Raw genomic sequence first — 17,621 nt, forward strand, 5'->3', positions numbered from 1 at the left:
TTACTTGCCAAGCGGGCTCAAAAGGAACTCTTGATCTTCTCGAAAAAGCCCTTCTCGACGTCGATCTCCTCGCCACCGGCCTCGGCGAACTGTTCGAGCGCCTCCCGCTGTTCCTCGTTGAGGCTCCCGGGAGTAACGACCTGCACCTGCACGTAGAGGTCGCCCTGTCCGCGCCCGCGGAGTCGGGGCATCCCTTTGTTCCGCAGGCGGAACGTCTCGCCACTCTGTGTCCCTGCGGGCACGTCCATCTCGACGTCACCGTCGAACGTCGAAATCTCGATCGTGTCGCCGAAGACGGCCTGCGGGAACGAGATGGCCTTGTTCAGTTGCAGGTCGTCGCCGTCGCGCTCGAAGTCGGGATGGTCCGCGACCGATACCTCGATCAGCAGGTCGCCGTTGGGTCCGCGGCCCTCGGAGGGCGCGCCCTCGCCGTCCATCCGGAGCGTCTGGCCGTCCTTGATCCCGGCAGGCACCTCGACGGTCAGCGTCGCTTCCCTGTTGACGCGACCGTCGCCGCCACAGTCCGAACACCGCTCCGAGTAGATCTCACCATCACCCTCACAGCGGGGGCAGGTCTGGGTCTGTTGCATCCGGCCGAGTGGGGTCTGTGAGACCTGCGTGACCTGTCCCTGTCCGTTACATTCAGGGCAGGTCCGCGAGTCGGCATCCTCGGGGTGGCCCTCGCCGTTACACGTCTCACACGCCTCCGGACGGCGGATCGTGATCTCTTTGTCGACGCCCTCGTAGACGTCCTCGAGGTCTAGCCGGAGCCGCGTTCGGAGATCCGATCCCTTGCGATCTCGACGGCTTCGGCCGCCCTGTCCACCGAAGAACTGCTCGAAGATGTCTCCCATGCCGCCTCCACCACCTGCGCCGCCGAACGGTCCGCCAGCTCCCCCTCCGAACGGACCTCCTGCGCCCCCTGCGCCACGGTTGCCGTCGAATCCGCCGCGTTTGTTTGCCTGCTCGAACCGGTCGTGACCCATCCGGTCGTAGGCCTGTCGTTTCTCCTCGTCAGTGAGTACCTCCTTGGCTTTCTGGAGCTTCTTGAACTTCTCCTCGGCGTTCGGATCGTCGCTCACGTCCGGATGATACTCGCTCGCTTTCTTCCGGTAGGCCTGCTTGATCTCGTCCTCGGTGGCATCGCGGCTCACACCGAGTACGTCGTAGAAGTCCTCGCTCATTCGTTATGCCGCAGTAGTCGGTTGAGACACTTGAAAAGACCGGGTTCGACCTGCGGTAGCTGTCACTGCGCGCTCAGTTCCCGATATCGACGTCACGATACGTCGTCTCGCAGGGCGGACCATCGGCGAATCGATAGGATGCACCGTCCTCCCCGAGCGCGATGATCGACGACGAGCGCGTCCCGAAACCATCGCCGTGGATACAGACGCCGTACTCGTGGTTGCCGAGGACGGACTCGGCACGCGACCGCCATCCATCCAGACCCTCTCCCGGCGCGACCGAGAGTACCTCACGGATTCTGTCTGCGTTCTCGGCCTGCTGCTTGCCCGCCGATTTTCGGTCGATCGGAATCGTGTACCGACCGTCAGCGCCGACGTTCACCACGACGTGGACGCCCGGTTCAAACTGGCGAAACTGCAGTCGGCCGTCCCACTCGTAGTAGAGCGCACTGTTCCGGTCGACAACCACGAGGTTGAACCCGGCGTACTCGTGATCACGAACCGTCCGTTCGACGTATCGGGCCGCGGCTTCCGCGGACTCCCGGTCTAGCGCGTCCCGGACGAGCAACCCACGCGAGCGCTCCCCGGCGAGGTCGGCGTCGTTCCAGCGGTTCGTGATCCCGACCACCACACCGTGCTCGTTGTAGCCGATCCACGTTCCCGAGGCCTCCTCATCCTGCGGGGCCACGATCTGTGGATCGGTGTCGAGCACACCGGGGGCGGCCGAGGGACGATCGAGCACCTCGTCGCGGTTCGCAGCCACAGCTACCGGCGCGCCCTCGAAGACCTGCCATGCGAGCGTCAGTGTGCACACGTGTGTTACTTGGAGGGATCCGGAATAAAATCGCGGGTTACTCCGGGTTTCCGAGGCGCACCTGTACGGCAGTCCGGTCGACGGTTCCCGACGGCGTTCGCGGCAACGCGTCCGCAAACTCGATAGTACGTGGGAGCTTGTAGCCTGCCAACCGGTCGCGACAGTATGCTCGAAGCGCCTCGGAGTCAGGGCGCTCCAGTTCCGCCGTTTCTCCGTCGCTCACCACCACGAGCGCGCCGACACGCTCGCCCCACTCCTCATCGTCGAGACCCACCACTGCGGCGTCCGCGACGGCGGGATGGGAGCAAAGCGCCTCGCGAACCTCCACCGGGTCGACGTTCTCGCCGCCGGTGACGATCCGATCGGATCGCCGACCGGTGATCCAGAGACGGTTCCCGTCGTCCCGATAGCCCAGATCACCGGTGTGTAGCCCGCGAGGGCCGAACGATCGCTCGGTCACGGCGTCGTCCAGATAGCCCGGCGTCACGGTCGGTCCCGAGACGACGACCTCGCCGACGTCGCCCGCTTCGACCGGCGTCCCCTGCTCGTCGACGATGGACACGTCGGTGCCGAGGAGTGGGCGACCAACCGTACCTTCGTGGGCAACTGCCTCGGCGGGCCGCGCGGTCGCGATCTGGGACGCTGTCTCGGTCATCCCGTAGGTAGGACAGACGGGGACGCCCGCGCTGTCGGCTCGCTCGACAAGTACCGGGTCGGCCCGCCCGCCTCCGAGGAGAACGAAGCGAAGACTGTCGGGGAGGTCGGCGTCCCCATCGAGGATCCGCGCCAGCATCGTCGGGACCAGCGAGAGGCCGGTCACCTCGTGGGTGCGGGCTACCGCAGGCGTATACTCCGCGTCGAACGTGGACTGCAGAACCACGCAGGTGCCGTACAGCGTCGAGCGGAACACCGGAGCAAGGCCGCCCATATGGTACATCGGTAACGCACAGAGCCACCGATCGTCGGGGACCACGCCGAGGCGGAACGCTGATCCGACGGCTGACGCGACCAGATTGCCGGTCGTCAACGGGACCGCTTTCGGCTTCCCCGTGGTCCCCGACGTAAAGAGGACGAGTCGCCGATCCGCAGGCGAGCGCTCGACTCGGGGTAGCGAGTCAGCAGGGTCGTGAGACCAGACGCGTACCGGATCAGTGTCGGCGCTCTCGCCGTTCCCGTGTTCGTCGTCCACGCGTCCGATCGTGAGGTCGATATCGAGTTCCTCGGCAACTGCCGTCGCCTGCTCAACTTGCTCGGCGTCACAGAGCAGCGTCTCGACGCCAACGCGCTCACAGTGCCCGCTGAGTTCGCCGCCGGTGAGCCTGACGTTCAGCGGGACTAGCACCGCACCCAGTCGACCGAGCGCGTGGACGACCGTGATGAACGGCAGGCCCGTATTGAGCAGTGTGGCGACGTGAGTACCGGGACAGACCCCGAGCGTCGAGAGTCGGCGTGCGAGATCATCGACGAGGGCGTCGAGGTCGGCATAGGTCAGTCGGTCGGCATTATCCGGCTCGTTCCGTGACGCCGCCGACCCATCGCCCGCATGGATCACCGCGAGCGCCTCCGGCGACGTCGCGGCCCACACCGCGAGCAGATCCGCATCCGGCCAGCCAGTCACCGCCCATCACCTCGCTCCCACGGCCCCCGCGTTCCGACCCCGGCGTCCCGGGGAACCATCGCGTTGCCGTCCTCGATCGGTGCGGGATCCGTCGCGAGGTCTTCGGCGAGCATCCCACCCGTCGCCAGCCCACAGGCGTCGATTCCCGGGAGAGAGGCGGCGAGATGTACTGCACCGGTCCGGGCGACGACCGCGTCGATAGTCGTCGTGACCACCGGACGAACCCCCTCGCGCCGGGCGTCCCGCGCGATCCGTCTGGCACGGTCGAGTCCCCCGAGCGCCATCGGCTTGAGAACGAGCGCGTCCGCGGCGTCTTCCTCTCGAATCTCCTCGAAAGAGTGACTCGCCAGCGATTCGTCGAGCGCGATGTCGACCCCGGTCACGCGCCGTAGTTCGGCGTGGCCCGTCAGGTCTTCGGTGTCGATGGGCTGTTCGACGTAGTCCAGCATCGTCCCCGAGAGCAATGTCAGCGCGTGCCGGGCCTGCTCGCGACCCCACGCGCCGTTCGCGTCGACGCGGAGAGCGACGTTCGGACCAACCGCTTCCCGCACCGCCTCGACGCGTTCGACGTCCTCGCCGATCGACCGATTCCCGACTTTCAGTTTGATCGTCGTGAACCCTTCCGTAAGCGCCTCGCGGGCCGCCGCCGCTGCATCCTCAGCGTCGTCGTCCCCGATGGTCGCGTTGACTGGGACGCGTGTGGTCCGGCCAACGCTCCCGAGCCACCGGTACAGAGGCTCGTTGCTCTCGGTTGCACGCAGGTCAGCGAGGGCAGACGAGACGGCGTGGCGGGCTGCGGGCTGCCCCTCGACGGCGGCGAGGGCACCGGCAGGGTCGTCGTCGTTCAGTCGCTCAAGCGCGTCGAAGAGGCCATCCCGACACTCCGCAAGGGACTCGGTCCAGACCGGTAGCGGAGTTGCCTCACCGACGCCCACGGCACTCCCGGTGTCGACGCCCGCGTCTCCATCCGACTCGATCCGGAGCGCGACTCCCTCACGACGCTCGATCGTCCCCGCTGCGGTCGAGAGCGGCGAGGAAAGCGGGAGATCGAACTCCGTGGACTCGGCGCGCATTCAGATCACCATTCCGAGTGCGAACAGCACTGCAAACCCGGCCAGCAGTTTCCCGGTCTGTTCGAGCGCAGGGTTCAGCGCCTCGCCGTCGGTTCGCGTAAGCATCGTGTGCGTCACCAGCCACGCGTAGGGCAGCGTTGCCAGCGGCAGGAGTATTGCCGGGCCGAACTCGCCGCTCGCGAAAAAGTACGCAGGGACGGCGTACGCAAGCGAGAGCAGGGCGACGAACTCGACGCGGCTCCACCGGTAGCCCAGGATAACCGCCAGCGAGCGCTTTCCGGCCTCGCGATCGGTTTCGAGATCCCGGACGTTGTTCACGACGAGGATGTTCGTCGAGATGCCAGCGATCGGCAAGCTGGCGAGCACCGCTGTCGTCGTGATCGTCCCTTCGGGTATGGTCGTCGCAAGCGGGGCGGCGATGACGTCCGCGGCCTGCACGTAGAAGGTTCCGACGACGGCAATCACGCCGAAGAAGACGAACACGAACAGATCTCCGAGGCCGTGAGAGCCAAGCGGGAACGGGCCGCCGGCGTAGGCGTAGCCGCTGACGAGGCTCGCTAGCCCGATCACGAGGATCGGCAGGCCGCCGACGTAGACCAGATAGGTGCCGACGAGCAGCGCCGCGGCGAAGGTGAGGACCATTGCGCGCTTGACCTGCTCGGCGGGGATCAATCCGGAGTTGGTCACCCGCGTGAACCCCTGTCGGTCCTCCGAGTCGACACCCTTGACCGCGTCGTAGTAGTCGTTCGCGAAGTTGGTGCCGATCTGGATCAACATCGCACCGACAAGCGCGGCGAGAGCGGGCCAGACGGAGAACAGCCCTGCGTCGTAGGCCAGTCCGACGCCGACGATCACCGGCGCTACGGCTGCCGGAAGCGTCTGCGGACGGCTGGCGATCAGCCACGCCTTCACGCGGGATATCTCGGGCTCTTCGGTTGCTGTCGCCGTCATCAGTAGCGCCACGGGACGTCCTCGAAGTCCGGTTTCCGGCCCTCGACGAAGGCGTCCCGTCCCTCCGCGGCCTCGTCGGTCATGTAGGCAAGCCGCGTTGCCTCGCCAGCAAACACCTGCTGGCCGACCATGCCGTCCGAATCGAGGTTGAACGCATACTTGAGCATCCGCATCGCGGTGGGGCTCTTCTCGTTGATCCGCTCGCCCCACTCTACCGCATGCTCTTCGAGTTCCTCGTGGGGAACCGCCTCGTTGACCATCCCTATGTCAGCGGCCTCCTCCGCGCTGTAGGTTTTCCCGAGGAAAAAGACCTCGCGGGCCTTCTTCTGACCGATCTGTCGGGCGAGATAGGCAGATCCGAAGCCGCCGTCGAAACTGCCGACGTCCGGATCGGTCTGGAGGAACTTTGCGTGCTCCTCGCTGGCGATAGTCAGATCGCAGACGACGTGGAGGCTGTGGCCGCCGCCGACCGCCCAGCCCGGAACGACTGCGATGACCACCTTCGGGATGTGGCGGATCAGCCGCTGGACTTCGAGGATGTGCAGGCGGCCGTGCTCGCTTGCGGCCTCCTCGTCGCCCTCGTACTCGTAGCCGTCAGCGCCGCGGATGTCCTGATCCCCACCCGAGGAAAACGCCCAGCCGCCGTCTTTCGGCGAGGGACCGTTTCCGGTCAGGAGGACACAGCCCACGTCTGTCTGGCGCTTGGCATGATCGAGCGCGTCGTACAGTTCGTCGACCGTCTTCGGCCGGAAGGCGTTCCGAACCGCCGGTCGGTCGAACGCGATCCGGACGGTGTGTCCCGACACGGACCGGTGGTAGGTCACATCGTCAAAGTCGAATTCCTCGACCGCCTCCCAGCGATCGTCCTGCATGAGTTCCGAAACCATTTGTCCGAACTCGGGCCGTCATGGTGAAATAGGTTCCCGTCGCGCGCCGGACCAGCCTTTTGTCAGCTGCCGCCGAACACGGTCATGTGGAAAGTGAACAGATTGCACGCAAGCTGACAGGTGCCGTTGCCGGAGGGCTCGGCGTCACACCGGATTACGAGCGCGGACGGGTCCCGTGCGCGTTATGTCGAGCCGAAGGGGACGCCGCGCTTGCAGCCGGAGACCGCGTGACAGCGGCGCTTCGAAACTATGAGGGCCACACCTGGGAACCGGTCGCCGTCTACTGTCGATCCCACGGCATCGACCAGGTGACGGACGTGATGGAGGTCCTCGCCGAGGAGCAAGTAATCCTCGCGGCCACCCTCGAACCGACGGGCTATCTCGATCCGCTCTCCGGATACCATCCGAACGCGCTCTCCTTTGGCGGCGTCGAGTTGCTCGATTACAGCCCCACCGCTGCGGGGTACTAGACGGACTGTCTCGCGCCGTTTCGCTCGCGTCCCCGGTCGCTCAACAGCTGTGTGAGCGTCTGTTTGACCCGCTCGGGATTGGGGACGCTCCGGAAGGTCACGTCCTCGGTACTGGTCCCCGCGGTGTAGATGTTCACGTCGCCGTAGGAGAGAAACCGTTCGGGGATCGACTGCTCGTAGGCAGTGTTTTGCACCCGATCGAGCCGGATCTGTGTGACGTCACGGCTGATCAGCCCGTGTTTGACGTAGATCTGCTCGTCCGTGATCACGTACAGCAGGCGGAGCCAGTCGAGATAGACCCATATTGCCCAGCCGATGCCCGCGAACATCACGACCAGCGGTAGTGCACTCGCCCAGCTCGGCAGGTCCGTCCACGCCGCCAGCAGCGCCGACGCCCCAAAGCCGAGTACGGTGACAAGTGCCGCCAGCCCGAGCGCAACTGCGATTGTGAACTTCGATGGCCGTCCCGTCCAGCGGATCTCCTCTCCCTCCCCCAGATGGAGCCAGTCGGCATCCTCAACGGTTTCCGCGAACAGTGAACTCCTCATATGTGACTATCCGAAGCCTCGCTTGTATACCTCACAGGTGGGTTGAAACCTGCCACCCCACAGCCGAACGCTTTTGTCGATCCCATCGAAACTGTCGCCGAACAGCCAGATGGCAGAGGATTTCTACGACGTGCTTGACGTCTCCGAGGACGCCACCCAGGAGGAGATCACCGCCGCCTACCGCGAGAAAGTCAAGGAGTACCATCCAGACCAGAGCGACCGGGAAGATGCCAGCGACCGATTCAAGGAGGTCGTCGACGCCGAGGAGGTGCTCGGTGACGAGGACGAGCGCGAGCGCTACGACCGGATCGGCCATGCCGCTTACGTGGGTACTGAGACCGTCGAAGAGACCACGCCGACCCCGGAGGACGTCGAGTTCGATGGCGTGGACTGGGAAGCGGCCAGTCGCGACCCCTCCGATGGCTGGTGGGAGAGCCACCACGCGAGACATCGACGACGGCGTGACCGACAGACATCGGCATGGGAGTGGGCAGAGCAATCGAGCGGTGCGACCGCCGGAGCGTCGACGCCCGGTGCGAAGACAGGCGGATCGGCGACCGGCGGCACGGCGTCAAATTCGGCCCGCGGGACGGCAACTAGTGGGGCCAACCCTCGACAGGCCGGTGGGGGGAGTTCGTTCGCGGTCACCGATTCGAGCACCGATCCGTCGAGTGGCGGCTTCTTGACACCAGCGCTCACACAGGAGACGGTCTTTCTGGTCGCCGTGTCGCTGCTCATCTACCCGATGCTACTCGTGTCGACGATCGTGGATCTCTTTTTGTTCCCGATTCGTGTCACCACCGGGGTGTTGTTGTTCCTCACCGCTGGCTACCTGCTGACGGTCCCCGGCATCGGCGTCCTCGTGTTCGGCACGCTGAGCGTGTTCGTCCCGGCGATACTGTTCACGACCGGACTACTGTTCCCGCTGACGATGCGGGTCGTCTTCGCTGTGTTGCTGATCTGGATACCCTTCGGGTACGCGGTCGCAGTGGCAAGCGTCGTGGGGCGCTGAGCCGTTCAGGCCATCCGGCGTAGCCGTTCACAGACCGACTCCTGAAGCGCCGCCCGTCGGTCGTGGCTTTCCTCGCTCCCGATCCGGAACTCGATCACCTGCGTGCCGTCGCTGTCGAGACTCGCCCCGTACACGTCGGCGAACTCGTCCAGTCGGTCGACGCTGGCAAAGGAGAGACCGTATAGCTCCGCGGTCGGGGCAAAGTCCAGCCCGTGGGGGGTCCTGAACTGGTCGGTAAAGGGCGGGTCGAACGACTCAATGGGGAGCATGTGGAAGATGCCGCCGCCATCGTTATTAATGAGAACGATCGTCGCGTCGACGCCACAGCGACCGAGCGCGAGCAGGCCGTTCATGTCGTGATAGAAGGCCAGATCGCCGGTGATCGCCACGAGCGGCTCGTCGGTCGCGCTCCCAGCGCCGAGTGCTGTACTGACGATGCCGTCGATCCCGCTCGCGCCGCGGTTTCCGAGCACGGTCAACTCGGCAGTTGCGGGACGCGCAAAGCGATCGAGATCACGGACCGGCATCGAGTTCGAGACGAAGATCGTGGCGGGGTCGGGCGCGCCCTCCACGGCCGTGGCGACAACCGCCCCCTCGAATCGCTCGCCGTTTCTGGCATCCTCGCGGGCCGTCCCGATCCGGTCCCAGTAGGCCGCTTCGGCGTCGAGCCAGCGCGAGCGCCAGTCGGGGCTGGCCCCCGCCTCACCGCCCAGTCGGTCGACTACCGCCTCGATGAGCGCGGTCGGGTCGGCTTCGAGCAGGTCTGTCGCGGTGAACTCAGCTTCGCGCCACCCTCCGGCGGGATCGACAATATACTGGCGTGCGCCAGTCCGTGCGAGATACTTCCGCAGCGGCTTCGAGGTCGGCGACGCGCCAACCCGGACCACGACCTCGGGGTCGGGCCAGTCACGGGTGACGCGCTCGTCTAGGTAGGCGTCGTAGCCACCGATCACGGGGGTCTCGGCGACGTGCTCGCCGAAGCGAAGCCCGGAGAGGGGATCGGCAAGGATCGGGAACCCGGTCGTATCGGCGAACGCAGCGAGCGCCTCGCGATCGATATCGGGGATGGGCGGATCCGAGGGACCGGCGACGATCAGCCCGCGGGAGGATTCGCTGACCGTTTTGGCGAGGGTGGCAACCGTCGCATCATCCGGTTCGATCCGCCCACCGGACGTCCGAACGAACGGCCCCTCGCGCCCGTCTGCCCCCAGCGGGGCTCGCTCCGCGAGGTCGTCGGGGACATCGCCCGGAACCTCGACGGGTTCGAGCGGTTTGCGAAACGGGACGTTCAGGTGAACAGGCCCCGAGGGATGGCCGACTGACTTCGCAACCGCGCGGGCGGCGTCGGTACGGAGTCGCCGGAGCTTTCTCCCGGTCGGCTCCGGCTCGGGCAGGTCGCGGTACCACCGCACCGCGTCGCCGTAGAGCTTCTCCTGATCGATCGTCTGATTTGCGCCGCTGTCCCTGAGTTCGGGTGGGCGATCAGCCGTGAGTAGAATCATCGGGACGCGGGCCTGATTCGCCTCGATCACTGCGGGGTGGAAGTTCGCCGCCGCAGTCCCGGAGGTACAGATCAGTGGCGTCGGTTTGCCGGTCCGCCGGGCGCGACCGAGCGCAAAGTAGGCTGCGGAGCGCTCGTCGAGATGCGAGAAGACGGTCAGATCGGGATGGCTCGCGGCAGCGACGGTCAGGGGCGTCGAGCGACTCCCCGGCGCGACACAGGCCGCCTCGACTCCGCTCGCGACGAGTTCGTCGATCAGCGTCTCCGCCCAGAGCGTGTTGCGGTTGGGTGCAGTCATCGTTACTCCAGTGCATCCAGCATCGGGCCGTACTTGAGCTGTACCTCGTCCCACTCGCGGTCCGGATCGCTATCCGCAACGATCCCAGCGCCCGCAAACAGCGTCGCCCGGTCGGCCTCGGCGACCGCGGAACGAATCCCGACTGCGAACGCTCCGTCGCCCGCAGCGTCGAACCATCCCACCGGAGATGCGTACCAGCCCCGATCGAACGCCTCGGTCTCTTTGATCGTTTCCCAGGCGGCGTCCGGCGGTAAGCCGCCGACTGCGGGTGTCGGATGTAGCGCTTCGACGAGTGTGAGGACGTGTTCGGCGTCGTCGAGTTCGGCCGTGATCGGCGTCTGGAGGTGCTGGACCGTCGGCAGCTTTCGCACCGTGCGCTGGCCAGTTTGCACCGAACTCGCGTACGGCGACAGCTGCGTCCGCACGGCATCGGCGACCAGTTCGTGTTCGTGGATATCCTTCTTGCTGTCGAGTAGCTCCGCGGCGAGCCACTCGTCTTCCTCGGTGGTGTCACCCCGGCCGGTCGACCCCGCGAGCGCAACTGTTTCGACGGTTCGACCGGACACCGAAACGAGCCGTTCCGGGGTCGCGCCGAAAAAGACCGGCCCGTCTCCTGGCTGGACGAGGAACCGCTGACAGTCCGGGTAGGCGATGTCAAGCCGGGCGATGACGTCCGGCAAGGAAAGCTCCCGCTCCAGCTCGACCGACAGCGACTGCGCGAGAACGACCTTCTGCAGGTCGCCGCCGCTGATCCGGTCGATGGCGGCCCGAACCTGTTCGCGCCAGCGCTCCCGTGACGGGCACCGCTTCCGGCTAGTGACTCCCGGCGGCTCGGAGATTCTGCCGGACGGAGTCGCATCCTCGATCTCGGCGAGCGCGTCTTCGACCCGGTCGTCGACGGCGGCCGGATCGTCCGGACCGACCGCGTTCGCAGTTAGCCAGGCACTATCGTCGGTCCAGGTCAACTGTAGCTGAGGCAGTACGAACCGTGCACTGTCGAAGCCGGTCCACGGCGGGTCGGGCTGGTGGGCATCGTGAAACGAGATGCCTCCGACGAGCCGTGGTCGTGTGCCCTGTGGCGCATCGTCGGCGTCAATGTGGGCGAACAGACGGTCGGCCGATACCTGTAGCTGCGTTAGTCGGTTCCGACCGTCCGCCGACAGCGTCGCCGCGGCACCCCAGCCGACAAAGGACGGGTCGTCCGGCGGCGTCCAGACCGCCCGCGGTGGCCCGAACGCGTCGAGAACGGCTCGACGCGAGACGGCGTCAAGTTCGCGGCGTCGCGTCACAAGCGGCGCGTCACCGCGTCCGCTGGCGTCGCCCCCACTGCCCAGGGATTCCATTGATAACCGTTCAGGAGCGCGGGTTCTTCAGCCTGTCCCTCTCCCGTAGCGGGGCAACAGCCGGCAGCGCAAGCGACCGATTTTTGTCCCGGCACTGCCCGAGAGGTGACACGTGTATCGAGACGACGAGTCGATTCCGGACGACGAACGCGAGGCACTCCTGACGATAGCGCACGGCGCAGTCGTTACCTCAGGCGGAGTCTCCGCGCAGCGTGCGCTGATCTCGGCTGTCGAGATTATCCTCGCACGGGGGCTGGGACCTGCCGCGTACGGTGTATACGCCCTGGCGTGGCGCATCGCCCAGGTTCTGGTCCGGCTCGTCACGTTTGGAAGCGTCCCGGCGCTCCAGCGGTACGTCCCCGAGTACGAAAGTGATCCACGCCGTCGATCCGCGGTCGTGGGGCTGGCCTACGCCACGACGGTCGGCTTCGGGGCCGCGCTCGCGGTCGGCGTCTGGCTGGCCGCGCCACGGATCAACGAACTCACTATCGAGCAGGCCGCGTTCGTCCCGACATTGCGCGCGTTTGGACTCCTGGTGGGACTCCTGGGCGTCATCATGATCGTTGCGGGCGTCTTCCGGGCAGTCGGCTCCGCGCGGGGAGAAGTGGTGTTCAACAAGCTGCTCCGGCCGGGCGTCCGGCTGATCGCGGCGGTCGCCGCGCTCGCGCTGGGCTACTCCGTGGTAGGCGTTGCAGGCGCAATCGTCGTCGGAACGGCGATACTTGTCGTGGTCGCCGCCCCCCTGTCTGTTCGGTCGACCGGGATTCGACCCTCGCTACGAGGCACGAAAGGAGAGGCCGGACGCTTCTACAATCATGCTGGTCCGGTCGCGATGAGTAGTTTCGGAAAGGTGTTCCAGAACCGGGTCGACGTCCTGCTCGTCGGGGCGCTCCTGAGCGCGGTCGCCGCGGGCGTGTACAACGCCTTGCTCGTGCTGGTCGCGATCGCGTGGATCCCGTTGTTGTCGTTCAACCAGCTGCTTCCACCAGTCGCTTCCGATCTCTACGCCAGCGACCGGACGGCGACGCTCAATGCGATCTACACTGCCGTAACGCGGCTGATCATCACGACTGTCGTCCCCTTCCTTGCAGTGCTCGTCGTGTACGGTCAGGAGCTACTGGGCCTGTTCGGCCCGGCGTATACTGAGGGATACGTGCCGCTGGTCGTCTATCTCGGCGGCGTCTTCGTCGGGAGCGCGGTCGGCGCGACCGGCTGGTTGTTGATGATGACCGACCACCAGTACGCGCGAATGATTCTCGACTGGCTGCTCGCCGTCCTCAACGTCGTTCTGACGTACACGTTCATCGTGGAGTTCGGACTGGTCGGAGCGGCGCTCGGGACCTCGCTCGCTATCGCCGTACAGAACGGGATTCAGGTAGTACTGTTACGACAGTTCGAGGGCCTGTGGCCGTTCGACCGAACGTTTCTCACACCGATCTTCGCGGGCGGGATCGCCATGGTGGCGATGTGGTTACTCGGCACCGTCGTTTCGGGCGGTGTCGCGGTCATAATCGGCGTCCCGCTCGGGCTCGCCGTCTACGTCGGGGCGCTCCGGCTCATCGGCGTCGATCCGCGCGACCGGTTCGTCGTCCGCGAACTGTACGCGAGCTATCGGTCGAACCTGCGGACTCGGATCGCGTGAGAGAGGCTCCTTCATTACTATCGAGGAGAGTGATCCGTAGTGGTGATTCGATCGCCGACGATACGGTCCACAGATTTAATTCGTCTCCTCCCTTCCATCAGAGCGACGCAATGGCTTACGGTACGTCGCTCGATCTCCTCTCGATTCCCGGAGCGAGCAGCTACCTCTCCGCCACCGCAATAGAAGATGCACTCGAGTATTTCGACCCGGAGGTGATCTGTCTTACCGGCGAGTTCGATCCCTCGCTGTACGGTGGTGTCCGCACTGTCACGGACGTCCCGGTAATCGCCCCATCGGCAGGGATGGGAGACGTCACCCATCATCGGCGACTGGATGACGGCTCAGTTGTGGAGGCAAATACTATCGATACCCCCGGGGCGACGCACGATCTCCTGACAGTTCGAGATCGACGCGTTCTCGACGACCTTCCGGCGGAGTTCTCGGATGGCCAGGACTCGGCGGCCGACACTGCCACAGTTCTCGTCGTTCCCAATCTCGGCGTCGAGTACGATCCGACGACTCTGAGTGCTCGATTGCCGGGGATAGACGCACTGGCAGCGATCCAGGAAGCGGCTACCGGACCGTTGACCGTCCTTGCTGGCCGACAGCCTGCGAACTATCATCACGTCTGGGAGAGCGACTACGGCGCGCCCAGAGTGACTGTACACGGAATGGGGGCGGGGACGGAGAAGGAGACTGAATTGACGCTGCTTTCCTGTACGGAAACCGGCACAGCCGCCGGCGAGTCCGTTGCGGCCGACAGCTTCGGTCTCAGTGCGATCCAGGGGATCGGATCGAAGACGGGAGAGACGCTCCGTAACCGGGGCATTACGACCCGAACCGATCTCGTCGAAACGTCGATCTCCGCGCTATCCGAACTTCCCGGTGTCGGTCGGGAGTCGGCCGAGACGATGCACGCCCACGCGGACGTGATCGACACCGGCGATCCGTTACGGTTGACAAACGAGTCCCTCCCTGCGGCGCGAAACGGCCGGTCACCGATCTGTCTCGACATCGAGACAGACGGGCTCTCGCCGACCGTGGTCTGGCAGTTCGGAATCTACAATCCCGAGACTGACGAGTACACCGCGTTCGTCGAGGACGAGACGCCGACCGAGCCCGGCCGGAACGTCCGGCGGTTCTGTGACTACCTCTTTGGCACTCACGCAGATCGGACGCTTCTGACGTGGAACGGCGACGGCTTCGATTATCCAGTCATCGAGCGGTTTCTCCGCCAGCATGCCCCCGAGTACGTCGACGCGTGGGACGACCTCTGGAAACACGATCTCTACTCGTGGGCGGTCAGAGAGAGCAACGCGCTCTTGCCTGGACGGACAAACAAACTCGACGATGTGGCCCGCGCGCTCGGGTACGAGGACGCGGAGACGGGACTGACAGGTGCACAGACGGCCGCAGCATACCAGCGATTCATGCGCACGCCCGACGATCCGGCCGCGAAACCCGACTGGGAGCGCCACCGACGGTACTGCGAAGACGACTGCCGAGCGCTCTGGCACGTCTGGCAGGCGATCGAAGACGCCAGACGCCGCGACCCGAGCGACAGTGCGACCGACACCGGCGGCCAGCAGACCGGACTCACTGAGTTCTAATGACTAGCGACCCATCCACAACGACCATCGATATCGAGCGCCTGATCGAGACGTTCCCGCGAGAGGGTGTCTCACTCGACTCGCAGTCTATCACGTACCGGCCACTTCCGCCCCGTGAGGCCGATACAGTCCCGGCAAGCGAGGTACTCCGCCCCGGTCTCTCCGACCGATACCCCTACGAGCCGTTCAGTCATCAGGCGGACGCGCTCTCCCTGCTCGACAGCGGTGAGAACGTCACCGTCGCCACATCAACGTCATCGGGAAAGACCGACATCTACGCGCTGCAGATCGCCCGGAACCTACTGGATGCTGGCGTGATCTCGCCCGATGGTTCTCGAACCGGTGAGGACGGCGCGACGGCACTGTGTATCTACCCGACGAAGGCGCTGGCGGCCGACCAGCACGAGGCGCTGGAGGATCTCTACGACGAGATGGACCTCGACATCCGGATCGGGCGATACGACGGGGACACCCCGCAGGCCGACCGCCGGGAGATTCGAGGGCGGGCAGACGTGATCCTGACGAACCCGATGGGCGTGAGCACGTATTTGCACGACCACGACCGCTGGAGCCGGTTCTACTCGGGACTCGACCTCGTAGTACTCGACGAATCCCACACTCATACCGGCGTGCAGGGGATGCACGTCGCCTGGATACTCCGGCGTCTTCGCCGCGTCGTCGACCACTGGGGCGGGAACCCACAGTACGTGTTGACTTCGGCAACGATCGGTAACCCTGCGGATCACTCCGAACAGCTGCTCGATGAGTCCGTGACGGTCGTCGACGAGGACGGCTCGCCACGCGGACCGCGCGACCTGTTACTGTGGAATCCACCACCGACAGATGGCGGCGATACGCACAGCGACGGGACGGTCTTTGCAGCGGACGAACCGCCGACCGCGCCGGGCGTCGACGGTGGTATCGCTTCACGGCTCCCCGCCTCGGTCGATGCACCGCGCGTCTGGAACCACCTCACCTACCACGGCGTCGACTCCCTGTTGTTCTGTCCGAGCCGAAAGCTCACCGAGATTGCAGTTCAACGGGCCAATGAGCATCGAGAGTCAGCCGGGAGCCAGTACGCGCCGCCACGGCCAGAACTTGCGGCGTACAATGCGGGGATGGGCCGGGTCACGCGTCAGGATCGGGAGGCGTCGTTCAAAGACGGCTCAATAGCTGGTCTCGCGACCACTTCTGCACTGGAACTCGGTATCGACATCGGAGACCTTGACGGCGTCGTCCTGCTCGGCTATCCAGGCCAGCGCCAGCGGTTCTGGCAGCGGATCGGCCGCGCGGGACGAGCGGGGTCCCGAAGCATCGGCGTGCTCGTGGCCGACCACCGCACTCTCGACCAGTACGTTATCGACAACCCCGAGTACCTCCTCGATACCGATGTCGAGGATGCAGTCGTGGATACCGGCAACGACGCCGTCTTCGCTCAGCATCTACTCTGTGCGGCCGACGAGATTGCCCTGGACGAGTCGGATATCGGCCCGTTCGCGGGTGAAGAGCGGCTCCGCGCTGGCGTCAGGATGTGGCGACGCACCGGCCGACTGACCGGCTATCTCGACGCTGTGGTCCATTACGCCGGTGCGCGCCGTCCGCAGACCGAGGTGAGTATCTACGGGACCGGTGGGGACGAGTACGAACTCCGACTCGCAGATGGGGTCGACGAGTCGGCAGTCGTCGAGTTCGATGCCGAGAACGTGGCCCAAAATCGCGCGTACCGGGACTACCACGAGGGCGCAGTGCGGCTGTTCGACGGCGAGCAGTTCGAGGTCACGGGGGTCCACGACGACCGCCCCCAGCCCAGCATCGAACTCAAACCGGTCGACCGGGAGTACTACACCCGAACGCTCACCGACGTGAACGTCGTCGATGCCGAATCCGAACAATCCCGCGAGGTCAACGGGTTTCGGCTTCACTTCGGCACCGGGACCGTCCTCGTGCATCACCACTCTTACGACCAGGTGTATATCGAGTCCAACGAGCCAAAAGAGCGGATGCTCCCGACCAACCGCCCACCAATCTCTATGGAGACACAGCTGTGCTGGGTCGAAGTCCCCGAGAACGTCGAACAGGGTCTGCTTGCGAAGTACCGCGAGTCCGGCACGGAGACAGGAGTCGATCTCGAGCGTGCGGATGCACCCCAGATCGGCTACGTCGCCGGGCTGCATGCCGCCGAGCACGCGATGATCAAGGCCGCGCCGCTCGAACTCCTGGTCGATCAGAACGACCTCGGGGGGCTCTCGACGCTCGTGCTCGACAGCCACTACGCGAGTCCCGAACACGACGAACTTGGAGCGACCGCGTCCCAGTCCATGGATGCGGTCGAAGCGGTCATCGCCAACCGGGCCGCTGAGTCGGATGGAACCGCCTCCGGCTGGTTCCTCTACGACGGCGTCGAGGGAGGGATCGGCTTCGCACGGGCAATCTACGAAGAATTCGAGACGCTGTCTGCCCACGCCCGGGATCGGCTCGAAGACTGCGAGTGTGGCCGCCCCGACGGCTGTCCAGCCTGCACGTACTCGGAGAACTGTGGGAACGACAACGCGCCGTTGCTACGCGACTCGGCCATCGACGTCTTCGAGCACTTGCTGGGCGAGCGGTCGCCTGAGGACCTCGACGAGGGCGACGAGTCGGAGCGACGGCCCGCGCTGTTTTACGCGTGAG

At 65.5% G+C, this 17,621-nt stretch carries 14 protein-coding genes; 5 read left to right on the top strand and 9 right to left on the bottom strand.

Going from position 1 to position 17,621, the window contains the following annotated elements:
- Nucleotides 1–17: 17 nt before the first annotated feature.
- From dnaJ to AArcSt11_RS10690, 6 genes are all read right to left on the bottom strand, one after another.
- Nucleotides 18–1,184, bottom strand: coding sequence for a molecular chaperone DnaJ (dnaJ, locus tag AArcSt11_RS10665; RefSeq protein WP_250596956.1), 1,167 nt, complete (start codon nt 1,182–1,184; stop codon nt 18–20).
- 73 nt (nt 1,185–1,257) lie between these two features.
- On the bottom strand, nt 1,258–1,998 hold the full coding sequence (locus AArcSt11_RS10670) for an NRDE family protein (protein WP_250596958.1): 741 nt from the start codon (nt 1,996–1,998) through the stop codon (nt 1,258–1,260).
- Between the two features lie 37 nt (nt 1,999–2,035).
- Nucleotides 2,036–3,616 carry a class I adenylate-forming enzyme family protein gene (locus AArcSt11_RS10675; RefSeq protein WP_250596959.1) on the bottom strand — a complete coding sequence of 527 codons (1,581 nt, stop codon included), beginning with the start codon at nt 3,614–3,616 and terminating at the stop codon, nt 2,036–2,038.
- On the bottom strand, nt 3,613–4,689 hold the full coding sequence (gene menC / locus AArcSt11_RS10680) for an o-succinylbenzoate synthase (RefSeq protein WP_250596960.1): 1,077 nt from the start codon (nt 4,687–4,689) through the stop codon (nt 3,613–3,615). Before menC ends, AArcSt11_RS10675 begins: the two co-directional genes overlap by 4 nt.
- Nucleotides 4,690–5,640 (bottom strand): 1,4-dihydroxy-2-naphthoate polyprenyltransferase, encoded by a 951-nt coding sequence (locus tag AArcSt11_RS10685; RefSeq protein ID WP_250597047.1) that lies wholly within the window; start codon nt 5,638–5,640, stop codon nt 4,690–4,692.
- Nucleotides 5,640–6,527, bottom strand: coding sequence for a 1,4-dihydroxy-2-naphthoyl-CoA synthase (locus AArcSt11_RS10690; protein ID WP_250596961.1), 888 nt, complete (start codon nt 6,525–6,527; stop codon nt 5,640–5,642). The genes AArcSt11_RS10685 and AArcSt11_RS10690 overlap by 1 nt, the downstream gene beginning before the upstream one ends.
- An 86-nt stretch (nt 6,528–6,613) precedes the next feature.
- Here AArcSt11_RS10690 and AArcSt11_RS10695 point away from each other — a divergent pair, with 86 nt between their 5' ends.
- Nucleotides 6,614–6,997: a hypothetical protein gene (locus tag AArcSt11_RS10695; RefSeq protein WP_250596962.1), complete on the top strand. Its 384-nt coding sequence runs from the start codon at nt 6,614–6,616 to the stop codon at nt 6,995–6,997.
- Here the strand turns inward: AArcSt11_RS10695 and AArcSt11_RS10700 are convergent.
- On the bottom strand, nt 6,994–7,545 hold the full coding sequence (locus AArcSt11_RS10700; RefSeq protein WP_250596963.1) for a PH domain-containing protein: 552 nt from the start codon (nt 7,543–7,545) through the stop codon (nt 6,994–6,996). The genes AArcSt11_RS10695 and AArcSt11_RS10700 overlap by 4 nt on opposite strands.
- A gap of 109 nt (nt 7,546–7,654) precedes the next feature.
- Between AArcSt11_RS10700 and AArcSt11_RS10705 the strand changes: the two genes are divergently transcribed.
- The gene (locus tag AArcSt11_RS10705) at nt 7,655–8,557 is read left to right on the top strand and encodes a DnaJ domain-containing protein (RefSeq protein ID WP_250596964.1); all 903 of its coding nucleotides are present in this window, start codon (nt 7,655–7,657) and stop codon (nt 8,555–8,557) included.
- 5 nt (nt 8,558–8,562) lie between these two features.
- Here AArcSt11_RS10705 and menD read toward each other — a convergent pair whose 3' ends face one another.
- Nucleotides 8,563–10,356, bottom strand: a complete 1,794-nt coding sequence (gene menD, locus AArcSt11_RS10710; RefSeq protein WP_250596966.1) for a 2-succinyl-5-enolpyruvyl-6-hydroxy-3-cyclohexene-1-carboxylic-acid synthase — start codon at nt 10,354–10,356, stop codon at nt 8,563–8,565.
- Between the two features lie 2 nt (nt 10,357–10,358).
- Nucleotides 10,359–11,699 (bottom strand): isochorismate synthase, encoded by a 1,341-nt coding sequence (locus AArcSt11_RS10715; protein ID WP_250596968.1) that lies wholly within the window; start codon nt 11,697–11,699, stop codon nt 10,359–10,361.
- A gap of 112 nt (nt 11,700–11,811) precedes the next feature.
- Between AArcSt11_RS10715 and AArcSt11_RS10720 the strand changes: the two genes are divergently transcribed.
- The 3 genes from AArcSt11_RS10720 (at nt 11,812) to AArcSt11_RS10730 (ending at nt 17,620) form a co-directional block, all read left to right on the top strand.
- Nucleotides 11,812–13,341, top strand: coding sequence for a lipopolysaccharide biosynthesis protein (locus tag AArcSt11_RS10720; RefSeq protein ID WP_250596969.1), 1,530 nt, complete (start codon nt 11,812–11,814; stop codon nt 13,339–13,341).
- Nucleotides 13,342–13,451: 110 nt separating this feature from the next.
- Nucleotides 13,452–14,951, top strand: a complete 1,500-nt coding sequence (locus tag AArcSt11_RS10725; protein WP_250596970.1) for a ribonuclease H-like domain-containing protein — start codon at nt 13,452–13,454, stop codon at nt 14,949–14,951.
- Complete coding sequence (locus tag AArcSt11_RS10730) at nt 14,951–17,620, top strand: DEAD/DEAH box helicase (protein WP_250596971.1); 2,670 nt, start codon at nt 14,951–14,953, stop codon at nt 17,618–17,620. The genes AArcSt11_RS10725 and AArcSt11_RS10730 overlap by 1 nt, the downstream gene beginning before the upstream one ends.
- Nucleotide 17,621 lies beyond the last annotated feature (1 nt).

This window comes from Natranaeroarchaeum aerophilus, assembly GCF_023638055.1.
Classification (GTDB): Archaea; Halobacteriota; Halobacteria; order Halobacteriales; family Natronoarchaeaceae; genus Natranaeroarchaeum; species Natranaeroarchaeum aerophilum.

What these genes read in the sequence shown, in the direction of transcription:
- AArcSt11_RS10705 (WP_250596964.1), top strand. Translation starts at nt 7,655, where the DNA reads ATGGCAGAGGATTTCTACGACGTGCTTGACGTCTCCGAGGACGCCACC.
- menD (WP_250596966.1), bottom strand. Translation starts at nt 10,356, where the DNA reads ATGACTGCACCCAACCGCAACACGCTCTGGGCGGAGACGCTGATCGAC.
- AArcSt11_RS10700 (WP_250596963.1), bottom strand. Translation starts at nt 7,545, where the DNA reads ATGAGGAGTTCACTGTTCGCGGAAACCGTTGAGGATGCCGACTGGCTC.
- AArcSt11_RS10715 (WP_250596968.1), bottom strand. Translation starts at nt 11,699, where the DNA reads ATGGAATCCCTGGGCAGTGGGGGCGACGCCAGCGGACGCGGTGACGCG.
- AArcSt11_RS10685 (WP_250597047.1), bottom strand. Translation starts at nt 5,640, where the DNA reads ATGACGGCGACAGCAACCGAAGAGCCCGAGATATCCCGCGTGAAGGCG.
- menC (WP_250596960.1), bottom strand. Translation starts at nt 4,689, where the DNA reads ATGCGCGCCGAGTCCACGGAGTTCGATCTCCCGCTTTCCTCGCCGCTC.
- AArcSt11_RS10730 (WP_250596971.1), top strand. Translation starts at nt 14,951, where the DNA reads ATGACTAGCGACCCATCCACAACGACCATCGATATCGAGCGCCTGATC.
- AArcSt11_RS10725 (WP_250596970.1), top strand. Translation starts at nt 13,452, where the DNA reads ATGGCTTACGGTACGTCGCTCGATCTCCTCTCGATTCCCGGAGCGAGC.
- AArcSt11_RS10690 (WP_250596961.1), bottom strand. Translation starts at nt 6,527, where the DNA reads ATGGTTTCGGAACTCATGCAGGACGATCGCTGGGAGGCGGTCGAGGAA.
- dnaJ (WP_250596956.1), bottom strand. Translation starts at nt 1,184, where the DNA reads ATGAGCGAGGACTTCTACGACGTACTCGGTGTGAGCCGCGATGCCACC.